At 41.1% G+C, this 11906-nt stretch carries 13 protein-coding genes; all 13 read left to right on the top strand.

The features are described from left to right. Positions 1-24: 24 nt before the first annotated feature. The 13 genes from CWB72_RS10520 to CWB72_RS10460 all read left to right on the top strand — a co-directional run bounded on the left by CWB72_RS10520 (position 25) and on the right by CWB72_RS10460 (position 11880). Entirely contained in the window at positions 25-801 is a 777-nt protein-coding gene (locus CWB72_RS10520) for a hypothetical protein (protein WP_138631211.1), read from the top strand. Positions 802-808: 7 nt separating this feature from the next. Next, positions 809-1174: a hypothetical protein gene (locus CWB72_RS10515; protein WP_138631209.1), complete on the top strand. Its 366-nt coding sequence runs from the start codon at positions 809-811 to the stop codon at positions 1172-1174. 136 nt (positions 1175-1310) lie between these two features. Beyond that, positions 1311-2150, top strand: coding sequence for a baseplate J/gp47 family protein (locus tag CWB72_RS10510; RefSeq protein ID WP_138631207.1), 840 nt, complete (start codon positions 1311-1313; stop codon positions 2148-2150). After that, positions 2135-2992, top strand: coding sequence for a phage tail protein (locus CWB72_RS10505; RefSeq protein WP_138631205.1), 858 nt, complete (start codon positions 2135-2137; stop codon positions 2990-2992). The genes CWB72_RS10510 and CWB72_RS10505 overlap by 16 nt, the downstream gene beginning before the upstream one ends. A gap of 26 nt (positions 2993-3018) precedes the next feature. Beyond that, positions 3019-3498 (top strand): hypothetical protein, encoded by a 480-nt coding sequence (locus tag CWB72_RS10500; RefSeq protein ID WP_138631203.1) that lies wholly within the window; start codon positions 3019-3021, stop codon positions 3496-3498. 9 nt (positions 3499-3507) lie between these two features. Further along, complete coding sequence (locus CWB72_RS10495; protein WP_138631201.1) at positions 3508-5478, top strand: DUF4815 domain-containing protein; 1971 nt, start codon at positions 3508-3510, stop codon at positions 5476-5478. Next, the gene (locus CWB72_RS10490; RefSeq protein ID WP_138631199.1) at positions 5475-6665 is read left to right on the top strand and encodes a hypothetical protein; all 1191 of its coding nucleotides are present in this window, start codon (positions 5475-5477) and stop codon (positions 6663-6665) included. The genes CWB72_RS10495 and CWB72_RS10490 overlap by 4 nt, the downstream gene beginning before the upstream one ends. Positions 6666-6675: 10 nt before the next feature. Then, positions 6676-6894 (top strand): hypothetical protein, encoded by a 219-nt coding sequence (locus CWB72_RS10485; RefSeq protein ID WP_138566034.1) that lies wholly within the window; start codon positions 6676-6678, stop codon positions 6892-6894. Positions 6895-6903: 9 nt separating this feature from the next. Next, a complete protein-coding gene (locus tag CWB72_RS10480) occupies positions 6904-8382 on the top strand; it encodes a hypothetical protein (protein WP_138631197.1) in 1479 nt (492 codons plus the stop codon). A gap of 11 nt (positions 8383-8393) precedes the next feature. Further along, positions 8394-8822, top strand: a complete 429-nt coding sequence (locus tag CWB72_RS10475) for a hypothetical protein (protein ID WP_138631195.1) — start codon at positions 8394-8396, stop codon at positions 8820-8822. A gap of 503 nt (positions 8823-9325) precedes the next feature. Then, the gene (locus CWB72_RS10470) at positions 9326-10219 is read left to right on the top strand and encodes a baseplate assembly protein (RefSeq protein WP_138631193.1); all 894 of its coding nucleotides are present in this window, start codon (positions 9326-9328) and stop codon (positions 10217-10219) included. Continuing rightward, on the top strand, positions 10212-11306 hold the full coding sequence (locus tag CWB72_RS10465; protein WP_138631191.1) for a phage tail protein I: 1095 nt from the start codon (positions 10212-10214) through the stop codon (positions 11304-11306). The genes CWB72_RS10470 and CWB72_RS10465 overlap by 8 nt, the downstream gene beginning before the upstream one ends. Before the next feature lie 10 nt (positions 11307-11316). After that, a complete protein-coding gene (locus CWB72_RS10460; protein ID WP_138631189.1) occupies positions 11317-11880 on the top strand; it encodes a phage tail-collar fiber domain-containing protein in 564 nt (187 codons plus the stop codon). Positions 11881-11906 lie beyond the last annotated feature (26 nt).

Here is an 11906-nt window from a genome sequence, read left to right as displayed (position 1 = left end):
TAATAAAAAATAAAAGGACTACTTATGTCAACGCAAGCAAAAACGCTTGAGCAGTTAATTTCAGAGCTGCACACAACCAATGGTGATTTGGTTACGTCGAATAATGAACTGACCAACACTGTTGTGGGCAAAATGGGCGACATCAATAACGCCCTGAGTAACGCGCAATCATCAGTAGCAGATGCTGTCGCAACCGCCGATACGCGTATATCCGACGCCATTCGTACCTTTGCGGAAAGTCATGCTGATATGCGAATTAATTATTATGATAGGCAACTATTCTCAAAGAATAATTTGATTTCAGATCATGGCCTTGTGGTTGATCCAACTGATGAAACAAGAACAGAATGGCTCCAAGTTCCTTGTGCTAATGGTTGGGGAGTGAACACATATCCACATCATGGTGGTTTGACCAAAGTTCATACAATTTCAGGTTACTCCTATTCACCAGGTTATCATGAAACTCCACAGTACACTGAAGATTGGAGTCGAACTTATATGCAATTTGTCCTAACAAACATTGAAGCAAATAGTACTGAAATTAATGAAGTGATTGAATCAAACAACATTCCATTAGGTAAAGTAGGAGGGTGGTGGAATGGTGCAAGAGTTTACAACATTCCCTGTATCAAGGTGGATGGTAAACACCCGTATAGTAGACTATTTTTTAGATTGATAAATGTTGTCTCTAACAGTGTTACTGATCCTCAGAATTATCAGCCGCAGAATATTTTAACCTTTGGAGGAAATTGCAATTTTTCATTAGATCGTGTTGTCAATTATCCTCGAATCCCAGCATAGGTGAACCATGTCAGTACAATTAGAAAATGAGATTAAAAACTCAGTAGCAGCAACTTTAAAAGAAGAACAGCGAACTCAGATACTTTATTCAGTTGGAGACATACAATCTCTCCTAGGAACAACCTCTGACACCGTTCATCTATTGCTTTTTGAGTTTGCAAAATTATTAGATGAGCTTAGTAAAGTGTCATCAATAGATGAGGTTAAGGCGGCATCTTTTAATACTTCTCAAATATTCAGAAGTTTGTTGCAAAAACATACTAATGGCGAGTTTGAATTCCCATATGAACACAAGGGATTGGAAAAGGTCGAAGCTGATATTGAGCAACGAGCTCAAGGTATAACCAATATCATCAAGACTAATAATACTTAATTAAGAGTATATATTGATGCACTTTTAACAAATGCGTCACTCTCTAGCTTGTGACAGTTTAGATTGGTGTTAGTTACATTTTAAGCTGTTCATAAGCGCTTCCTTTTTAGTTTTAATCATCATTAGATGAAATACCATGAAATCACATGACTTTGATTTATCGTCATTACCTCAGCCTGATGTGATTGAAGCATTAGACTACGAAACCATTTATCAGCATCGTAAATCACGTTTTCGACAAATTGCCCCACAGTATGCTGAAGCACTCGAAATAGAGAGTGACCCGCTTGCCGTGTGTATGCAAGTTGAAAGCTATTATGAGTTGCTGTTACGCCAGCGAATAAACGAAGCAGCCACTGCGAACTTACTTGCAACTGCCATGCATCAAGATCTAGATCATTTGGGGGCTTTTTATGGCTTAACCAGAGCTGAAAAAGAAAAAGATGACAACTATAGACTAAGAATACGGCAAAAAACGTTGGCTTCTAGTACTGCAGGGAGCAAAGATCATTATCGTAATGCAGCACTAACTGCAGCCCCAAACTCGATAAGAGATGTTGAAGTCGATAGCCCTGAACCAGGAAAAGTGAGGGTCTCTGTTTTATTTTATTCACATGTTGATGCCTACACAGAGCTTGAAAAAGTCAAGTCACACGTATTGAGTGATAGCGTTAAAGTACTGACTGATGAGGTAGAAGTGAGTTTTGCCCAAGCTGTACCTATAGATGTTCATGCCGAGATATATCTTCAAGATAAAGTACCTGATTGGGTATTTACGCAGCTTGAGGGTAAGTTACAAGAGCAATGGTTGAATCAAGCTGCGTTAGGTGTAGCAATGACGCCAAGTTGGCTCAGTGCACAGCTCCATGTAGAAGGGGTGAAGCATGTTGAGGTGTTTGCTCCGAGTCAATTGGTCAATATCGCGTCGAACCAGTACGCTAAGTTAAGAGAAATAAAATTATGCTTAATGCGTTAACTGGCAATAATAAAGCACAGTTATTACCCCCTAATCATTCAGAAATACAAAGTAACATCCTCAATTATAAAGATTTAGAGCCAATATTAGGGCAGGGTATTTCACTGCTTAAAGGAATGAAATCGCACCCCCATGACAAGTTAAAGCCTTGGCTTGTTTGGGAATATGGCCTGGGCGCTCTGGTTTCTTATATAGATAACTTAGATGATGTTTTGCAAGAGGGCTTAACTTGGCAACGTATACGGGGCACCAAAGAAAGCCTTAAAATGGCTCTAAATTGGTTAGATTTTTCATCTGCAAAAATTGAGGAGTCAAATTCGCAACGTCACTTTTACCGATATCAAATTCATTTACAACACTATGCAAATTTAAATGATGTTCAGAAAATCACGCAACTTGCAGAGCTGAGTAATCCTTGTCGGGCCAAATTATCTCGTATTACTTACCAGCTAGACATTCGAGAATTAAAATTATCGCATGCCACTTATGGCGCACTTTTGAGTGATCAATCTGGTATACGTTATCGATTAAACAACGGTGAATTGGTCAGGATAAGTAGCTTGAGAAAGCACCAAAGCTGCTCACACGCATCTGTCTCTGCTAAGGTTGCTTATCAGCGTAAAGACAATTGTTTGTTTAGCATGGCTGTCTATCCAAAACTTGGGGCATTCAAATTAAGTGCTCAGCCTAAGTATAAACACTCATCCTCTTTATCACATAATCGAGTTTCAAGTCGTTACTTTCAACTTGGGCAAGCCTATTGGTCAGGTGGCTGGCAAGCACAAAGCTGGCTCAATCACTCTGGGCCCCAAGTCATCATTAAACATCAAGGTTTAAGCTAATTTAGTATTAAAAATAAGGAAACATAGTGGCAATTCTTACTCGTACAGGGCGGACCTTATTCGCTAAAACAATCGCACAAACTGATATTTATTTAGCTTGGGGACGTGGAGATGCAAATTGGCAAGACCCAACGCCTGAGCCAATTTCAGCAGCGCATCTACAAGCTGTCATTGGCTACAGAAAGGCAAAAAAGGTGGCATTTTGTGAACCTGATGACACTGGCGATATTATGGTTCAGGGGGGAAGGTTTTCACAAACTACTGAACCAACACAATATTTATATTGCCAGTTTACCTTTGATTTTCTTGATGCAGCAGGTGAAACAATTCGAGAAGTGGGTCTCATGTCTGGCACTGTTGCCCATCATAGTGTGCCTGAAGGACAAGTGTATTTGACGCCAGAACAAGTCGATGAACCTGGCACCTTATTACTGCTAGAGCATCGGGCGCCGCTGATTCGAGAACAAGGGGTGAGAGAAAGCTTTGAATTTGTGATTAGCTTTTAAAGGTTCAATATGATTAAAGATTATTACGACAAATTTGACCCTAACAAGGGCTATGAAAAAATTCTCTTTCGGGCAGGTAAAGGTTTACAAAGCCGAGAACTTAATGACCTCCAATCTCAATCTCAACATCAAATCAAAGGTATTGCTGATGTCATATTAAAAGATGGCGATTTAGTCAGCGGTGGAGAGGTTGTAATTGAGTATGATAAAGCTGCCGCCCTAATTCATAGCGGTGAAGTTTATATCAATGGTTTGGTTCGTAAGGTACCTAAAACACAACTCTTTATATCATTAACAGAGAGCATTGATATTGGTGTATGGCTGACTTATGAGACCATTACGGAAGAAGAGGATCCATCATTAAGAGATCCGGCAATAGATGCGATTAATTTTGACGAGCCTGGTGGTGCTCGATTAAAGCAAAATTGTCAATGGGGGCTGAAAAGTGATGCCTTAGCGCAAGAAGATGCTTTTTATCCAGTACATCGCATCGAACAAGGCGTGCTTATTATTAAGCAACCACCGCCTCAATTAGATGCAGTCACTCAGGCTTTAGCACGTTACGACCGAGAAGCGAATGGCGGCAGTTATGTTGTTGATGGTATGGCATTAAGCTATCGCGGCATGGATGCGCAAAAACAGTCATTTAGCTTAGCAGAAGGTAAAGCACACATTGAAGGTTATGAGGTGTCATTTGCCACAGCACGCAATTTAACGTTTGACTACAATCCTGATATTGGAGAGGTGAAAGAGGAGCCAAAAACGTTCCGTGCCGATAGTACGGGCAATATGCGTATTGATACGGATTTTTTCCCTGTCAAAGAGATTGAAGAAGTCAATGTCACCGTTGAGCGTAAAGTAAAACTAACTCGAGGTCAGCTCAGTGGCGGAGACGATTTGCTCCCTGATAATTCTGTATTAGAAATTATCTCAGTTAAACAAAATGACCTTACTTTTTCACTTGGTGAAGACTTTATCTTTTTAAGAAACCACATAAGTTGGCAATTAAATGGACAAGAGCCTGATATTGGCAGTCAATATGACATTGTTTATCGGTACAGAAAGCAACTTCAAGTCGAGTTCGATGAACGAGGGTATACCCTCAATGAGGCAGTTGTTGAAGAGGGTAAAATTGTCGAAAATGCTTTGATCACAACAGATTACACATGGTTACGCCCGAGAGTCGATTTAATTGTATTAGACCGTTTTGGTCAGTTTCAGCGCATTAAAGGCCAAGCGGCCCATCAACTACCAGTCGCACCCAATGCGCCTGCAAACCATTTAGCCATTGCTCAGGTCTCGCAAACATGGTTCATTGATACAGCCCCAGATATTGAAAACTTAGCTGTCAGAGCGGTTTCTATGTCTGAGCTTGAAAAAATGCAAAATCAAATTAGTGATCTTTATCAACTACTGGCGATTGAACGTCTTAGAAATGACGCCAACAGTGAAGACGCAACAAGTAAGTTTGGTGTTTTCGTAGATCCTTTCTTAGACGATGACATGCGAGATGCAGGTATAGAGCAAAGTGCGGCAATTGTTGATGGTGAGCTTACTTTGCCACTGAATGCTGATATTGCAGAGCTAACATTACCAAACCAAAACACTCTGACATTGCCTTACGCGTTAGAAAATTTGCTCGTACAAGAAATGCAAACAGGCAGTATGCGAGTCAATCCATATCAAGCCTTTGAGCCTGTGCCAGCATCAGTCAGCTTAACCCCTAGCGTTGACCATTGGACACAAACCAATACCAGATGGACAAGTACGATTACTCAACGATTTTGGTGGGCGAGGTTCAGCTGGTGGAGAAACAGAACGGTATTTAATACCCGTGTAGAGGCGGTAAACAGACAAACAACAAACGCGCAGTTTCTTCGAAGCAGATGGGTCCACTTTAGCATACAAGGATTTGGACCTGGTGAATCATTAAATACAGTCACCTTTGATGGTGTGTCTGTTACCCCGGAGGCACAATGACATTAAATGCAGATGAAAACGGCCAAATTAGTGGCCGTTTTTTTATCCCTGATAACATACCTGTAGGTAGTAAAAACGTAAACTTCATTGGCAGTGGCGGTTCGCGAGGTAATGCAACGTATACCGGCAGTGGCACGATCACAACACAGACATTACGTCGAGTCAGAACAGCAGTGGGGTGGCGATTTGATCCACTAGCACAAACTTTTACTCTGCCTGAAAGACGTTTTGTTGCGGGCATTGAACTGTGGTTCAAAAAGTTTGGAGACAAGCCTGTCAGAGTGCAAATTCGTGAAACCGAACTCGGTTTACCAAACGAAACAGTGCTTGCAGAATCGTCGCTTGAGGTGAGTAATTTAAAGCGCAATGATGAACCAACACTTTTTGAGTTTGCGCCTATTTCACTCGAAGCCAACGAAGAGTATGCCATTGTTGTTTTAACAGATGATGCGCTGCATGAAGTGGCCATTGCCGAATTGGGTAAATTTGATCAAACCCATGGTTGGGTTACCAGTCAGCCGTATCAAGTAGGGGTTTTATTATCATCAAGCAATGCATCTACATGGACACCCCACCAAAAAAAGGATCTTACTTTTAGGTTGAAGGGCGCTAAATTTATCGAAACCGAGCAAACAGTGTCTCTGGGGCAAGTTGCGCTTAATCAACACAGCGATTTAATGGCGATGGCAGCTGTAGAGAGGCCAAACAGTGAAACTCAGTTACATTTTAGTTTCTCTGGCGAGAAAACAGGGCAATTGACCCTTCAAGAGGGGCAAGCAGTACAACTTAGCCAATTAGTTTCTGAGCCTTTACAGGTGAGTGCCACGCTTAAAGGCTCTCACACACAGTCACCGGTGCTTTACAACAACCTGCAAACAGCACTGGGCAAAGTTGAAAATCAGGCTGATTATGTAACGCGTGCGATCCCTTGCATTGTCGGAGGCAGCTTAAAAATTAGCTTTGAGGCGCACTTACCTGGTGTCGCTAGAGTCGAGGTATGGGTTGAGCAAAATAGTCAGTGGGTCACAGTTCCTCAGTCTGATTCTCAAGCGGAAAGTGATGGTTATGTGTTGTGTCATTATGTTTTAGGGAATGTGACAAATACCCAAGCAAGGGTAAAGCTTGTGTTAAGTGGTTCAAACACTGATAGACCCCGCATTCGTTCACTTCGTGCATTTTCTTCATAGGCAGAAATATATGGTGGATAATAAAACAACTTACTTTCAGCTGCCTTTACCGCACCCCGAAAACCTATTACAGCAAGATGTTTATCGTATCGCGCAATCTATAGACGGCATAGATAACGAATTGCATCAACAGGCAATGCTTAAACAGCAACAAGCACAGTTACTGAATGAGCGATTAAGACGAGTAAAATTAAATCAATTACTCGGTGAACCTTTATTAACAATTTAAGAGGATACGATGGCGAGTATTCAAAATGCAGTGCAAGTAATGGTCGACAAATTGGTTGCCGATATGCAGGGGGAACACCCTCTTTCAGCAGAAGAGCAAGCACTGGTCAGTAATGCAATTACAAAATTAACAGACAATAGCAAACTAGAACAAGCTGTTGTCGCCGTGGCAGAGTCTCATATTAATGATGCCAGAGATGCGTTGCAGCAAGTTGTACAAACATCTGGAAGCTCTCTGACAAATGCAACTCAGGTACTAGAGCAAACAAGTGGAACTTTGGAGTCTAAATCGACGAAATTAGATTTATTAGATGCAATGCCATCGGCATTAAATCGACTTGAGCAAAAACAAGCAGAGCAAAGCACGCAAGACATAAAACCTCTATTTGCATTAAAACCGATTGATACACCTAGTACCAGCGCTAATAACAGGCGCTCTACCAGTGCTTTTGCGGTGTACGATAGCAGCGGAGAAACTTTTTTAGTTCGTCCATCTTTTACGGCTAATGCCAATACGCATCAGGCGAGGCTTGAGTACGTAAAGTTGCATGCCAATGGTGCGGCCGTAACATCTCTGTTCACAACATTTGTTTATAACAATGCTTTTGAGCAGAACCCAGCTGCAAAGATTTATAGCTATGGTTCTAGTGCGCTTATTCCTTTGGCCTCGAAAGATAATGGCAACACAGAGTATGAGGTAGTTTATAGTTCACAGGACTCACAAACGACCGCTGTGGCAAATTATGGTGGTATTTTCACTAAGAGTGCAGGTTTTTCAACCATGAGTAAACCCAAGCAAAACTTGGATGTCATGGATCAATTTGGTATTCGTACTTCAACCGATCACAGTTATACCAATACAGCAGTGTTATATGACAACCAAAAACACTGTCTTATCGTCGTCGATGAAGATACTTCACTCATCATTGAAAAATATCGAGATGGAAATGTCGTGACAAGCACAGCCATCGCCAATGCACAAGAACTACAAGCTTTCGTAGATTCTGGCGACTTTACAACAGTTAAATTTATATACAACCAGCTAGGAAACCCATACGGAATTAGTGACTTTAACCATTCAGAAGCAGCAATGACGGGCGCAGGTATTTCTTATTTCGGCTACTTTGGCACATATAATGGTGTGACAAAAATGGGCGAGAATAAATACAGTGCTCATTATCGATTTACTGCAGAGAAGAAATTAGAGCCGATTAACTTTTTCTTTCATGCCAGTACAGGCCACTGGAAAACTCAAAATGGTAATGGTACGCACTCTCCGGATGCAGAACTTAAGGTTGCTCTGACGACAACGACGGGAGAATTACTGGGTATGTATTCACATTTATCTAAAGCATACCATGTTGGCTATGACCCCGGCATTATCGGTGGGTCTATAACCTGTATTAACCCCTATTCGAATACGGGTATTTTAAATGAGCAATATACACATAATCACTATGGGCTTGGTCGTACCTGCCGCGCATTTTAAGGACTAACAACATGACATGTAATTATGATAAGAAACAAGGTATGTGTATTGATGGCAACTTTCATCTTGTACACCCTTACACGTGTGAACCTTGGACAGCGCAATCAGTAGCCTCTTTTGTAAAAGAGTACGCATCACAGCAAGAGGTAGTTTTGAAAGAACGTGTAGAGTCTGAAAAATGTCGTTTAGTTGAACTAGTGAAGCAACGTACATTTCAGAAACTCACGTCTGAGTACTGGCGTGTTGAGCGGGCGCAAGAGCATTTAATGATGGCTGAGCTTGGTCAAGATAATAGTGTAATTGAAAAGGCTAGGTCTCAATTAAACAGTGTTTTAACAAAGAGACAAGCTTGGCGTGAAGCCAGTGATATTGCAGAGGTTGCTCTACAAAGTACGAACACACTGGAGAGTTTAGAAAACTTTAGCTTTGATTTAGATTAATTCACATAAGGCTAATATTCATAACTGATTGTTAAGCGGTCATTTTTGACCTGTTTGCCCACCTTAAAATCTGTACAATACAGATAAGCTTGAAAAAGGAATGAGGAAATTTCAGGCATTTATAGTCATGCTTAAAAAGCATAATATGACTATTTAAATTGTATGGCCTGTTGTTACGTTAGAAGCTGCTTCTCGAACTGAAGTGGTTGTAACAGCGTGTTTACCATAAAGGAAGCTTTTCGCAAGGACGGTGCCATGTTTACATGCGCAAGGATGGGAAAAGTAAGCATTAAAAAGCCTTAAACTACTCATGTAGTTTGAGGCTTTTTTATTTTAAGGGTGGGGTATGTGTTTTTATCATTATGCTTCATAGGTCAACTTTGACCTGTTTTAAGTACCATAAATCATTAAGATATTCCTAAGCTTGAGAAAGCTAAACACAGTTATCCCTGAGCAAAAGCGCATGATAAATATGCGCTTTTTTATTTTTAAAGGAAGCCTACATGGGATCAAAAACATTAAACTTATCTCAAGTGCCTGTGCCTGATGTCATAGAGCAAGTAGACATTGAAAACCAGTTTAATCTCTTGAAAGCTAAATTTTTGTCTACAGCGCCTGAGTTATCTGATGCACTCACGCTTGAAAGTGATCCCGCATCAATTTTATTGCGCACCATGGCTTATCAAATAAGCTTAGATAAACAAGCAATAAATGACGCTGTTCAAGCAAATATGTTAGCCAGTGCAACTGGGTTTGATTTAGATGCCATTGCTGCAAGATATAACGTGACAAGAAAACCTGAAAGCGCTGAATCAGATGATGAATTCAGGCAAAGGGTTCAACTATCCTTTGATGCTCTTAATACAGCAGGTAGTCAGGAAGCCTATGTGTTTCATGCTTTATCAGCAGATGCGAGCATAAAAGATGCTTATGTTGAAAGCCCAGAGCCTTGTGAAATAAACATCACCTTGCTCAGTCACGACAATGATGGTCAAACATCAAACAGCGTGCTTAATAAAGTCAGAACTATGTTTGATGCAATCCCCATTGAAGATATGGGGTCAATGCCATTATCAAAAATCAGACCAATGGGTGACAGAGTGTCTGTGTATTGTGCCGATATCATTCATTATCAAGTTAAAGCATCTTTGAAAGTGCTCCCCGGCCCTTCAATAGAAAAAATTCAAACCCATGCAGTTCAAGCAGTAAGTGACTACTGTGATGGCCGTCACTTCCTGGGGAAGAAAGTCTCTTTAGCTGGCATTTTAGCAGCGTTGCATGTGCCTGGAGTCGACGAAGTAGAGCTTATACAACCATCATCAGACATCAGTGCGCTGCCCCAACAAGCTGCTAAGTGTGCTGGCTTTGAAGTCGATGTGGAGTATCTAAATGAATAACTTGATGCAGACTTTGCCAACGGAGGTTATGCAGGCATTGGGTCAAGTTGTTCAAAGTGACGATACAGTCAGAACGTTACTGTTATCACTCTTATGTTTATCACAAAGAAGTGATGCAGAACTCGTTTGGTTAGCAAAACTATGCGGGTGCGAGCCACAAAAGGTGTTGGATACGCCGACGATTTTGCACCGATGTACAACAGCACAATTGATCAAATTGGTGCAACAGCCTGAATTTTGTGATGAGCATCAGCTTCGTTATTTTGCGAAAAAACTGAGTATTGAAAATTTCACAAACGAACAGGAACTAAGAGATGCTATTATAAAAGCGTGTGTACTTAATGACACGCGCTTATTATTGCATAGTTTATGGCATCCAATGTTATGCCCAGTCTCCTTATTACCTTGGTTAGCATGGTCTGTTTCAGTTGATGAATGGGATGAGTCGTGGAGTGAGGCGCTTAAAAGACAGGTTATTCGAGATGCATTTGAAGTTCATAAATATAAAGGGACACCTTATGCGCTGCAAAAAGCGCTAGACAGCTTAAATATTAAAACTGAAGTGAAAGAGTGGTGGCAGCAAGATGATGCGAGGCGAGGCACGTTGCAAGTATGGGCGCTTATCAATAGTAATCTAGATAAGCACCAACAAGGCATTTTGACGACAGAAATGATGCGTAAGATCCAACGCGTGATCAATCGAGTCAAGCGCGGCTCTATTCACATCGATATACAGTTGGGGTTGGCATTTAAAGAGCAAATGGGTGTTTTTGGTGCAGCATTCAACCCTATTATTCATCGTGATACGAGCTTCACTGGCTCAGGGGTAAAGCCGCCTCAAAAGAAGGGGGTAGCCTCTCTCTTTGGTAATAGTACCTTACGTCAATGCCATCAAATATCTCTTTTAGGTGGAGAAGTGAAGCCTGAACCTGTTTTGCAACAACTCTCTGTTGGGGCAGGATTCAATTACTTAAAGTCTTATCATCTCTCTGTCTTAGGTCAAGGTGTTCTTCCTAATAACCATGTTGGTATAAGTCACCTAAGCGCTTTACCTAGGCAGCTGATAATTCAACATTTTAATTTATAAGGAGCGACCTATGTCAGCATTAACTTTGCAGTTTACGCAAGTCGGGCTTGATGCACTATTAGTAGCAAAAGCCAATGGAAAAAAAGCGCAGATCAGCCATATGGCGTTTGGAGATGCCAGCTACAGCCCTTCTCAAACACAAACCAGCTTAAGAAGCTTAAAAGAATTACAGCCAATTCGTGATGATAACTATCAGGCTGACGAGAACCATCAGGTCACCGTTGTTGCATTGTTCGATAAGGCCATAACCGCACCAGAGTATGCAATTCGTGAAGTCGGAGTATTTATTCAAGTTGATGAACCGGCTGGTAGCGATGAAAACTTAATTTTATTAGGGGTCTATTCAGAACCAAATCGAACATTGGGGTATCGCACCCCTGATGTCAAAATATTGCAAAGTGTCACCTTAAGTTTGGCGCAGTTACCTTCTGGCAGTGTAGAAATAAAACCGGGCATAGATAATTTTAATGTTTTACTCGACAACGAGTTAGCAGACTTAACCTTGGTACAGATTGATACGATGCATCGTCAGCTTAAACAAGAGTTTAGAATAGCCCAGTTAGAACGAGCTTGATGAAATTCTCTCTCATAACGTCCAAT

This window comes from Pseudoalteromonas phenolica, assembly GCF_005886345.1.
Classification (GTDB): domain Bacteria; phylum Pseudomonadota; class Gammaproteobacteria; order Enterobacterales; family Alteromonadaceae; genus Pseudoalteromonas; species Pseudoalteromonas phenolica_A.
The sequence above is the reverse complement of the archived record's forward strand: the minus strand, read 5'-3'. Positions and strand labels throughout refer to the sequence as shown.

Coding starts and splice junctions, on each gene's coding strand:
- CWB72_RS10520 (WP_138631211.1), top strand. CDS start 25: ATGTCAACGCAAGCAAAAACGCTTGAGCAGTTAATTTCAGAGCTGCAC.
- CWB72_RS10515 (WP_138631209.1), top strand. CDS start 809: ATGTCAGTACAATTAGAAAATGAGATTAAAAACTCAGTAGCAGCAACT.
- CWB72_RS10510 (WP_138631207.1), top strand. CDS start 1,311: ATGAAATCACATGACTTTGATTTATCGTCATTACCTCAGCCTGATGTG.
- CWB72_RS10505 (WP_138631205.1), top strand. CDS start 2,135: ATGCTTAATGCGTTAACTGGCAATAATAAAGCACAGTTATTACCCCCT.
- CWB72_RS10495 (WP_138631201.1), top strand. CDS start 3,508: ATGATTAAAGATTATTACGACAAATTTGACCCTAACAAGGGCTATGAA.
- CWB72_RS10490 (WP_138631199.1), top strand. CDS start 5,475: ATGACATTAAATGCAGATGAAAACGGCCAAATTAGTGGCCGTTTTTTT.
- CWB72_RS10485 (WP_138566034.1), top strand. CDS start 6,676: ATGGTGGATAATAAAACAACTTACTTTCAGCTGCCTTTACCGCACCCC.
- CWB72_RS10480 (WP_138631197.1), top strand. CDS start 6,904: ATGGCGAGTATTCAAAATGCAGTGCAAGTAATGGTCGACAAATTGGTT.
- CWB72_RS10475 (WP_138631195.1), top strand. CDS start 8,394: ATGACATGTAATTATGATAAGAAACAAGGTATGTGTATTGATGGCAAC.
- CWB72_RS10470 (WP_138631193.1), top strand. CDS start 9,326: ATGGGATCAAAAACATTAAACTTATCTCAAGTGCCTGTGCCTGATGTC.
- CWB72_RS10465 (WP_138631191.1), top strand. CDS start 10,212: ATGAATAACTTGATGCAGACTTTGCCAACGGAGGTTATGCAGGCATTG.
- CWB72_RS10460 (WP_138631189.1), top strand. CDS start 11,317: ATGTCAGCATTAACTTTGCAGTTTACGCAAGTCGGGCTTGATGCACTA.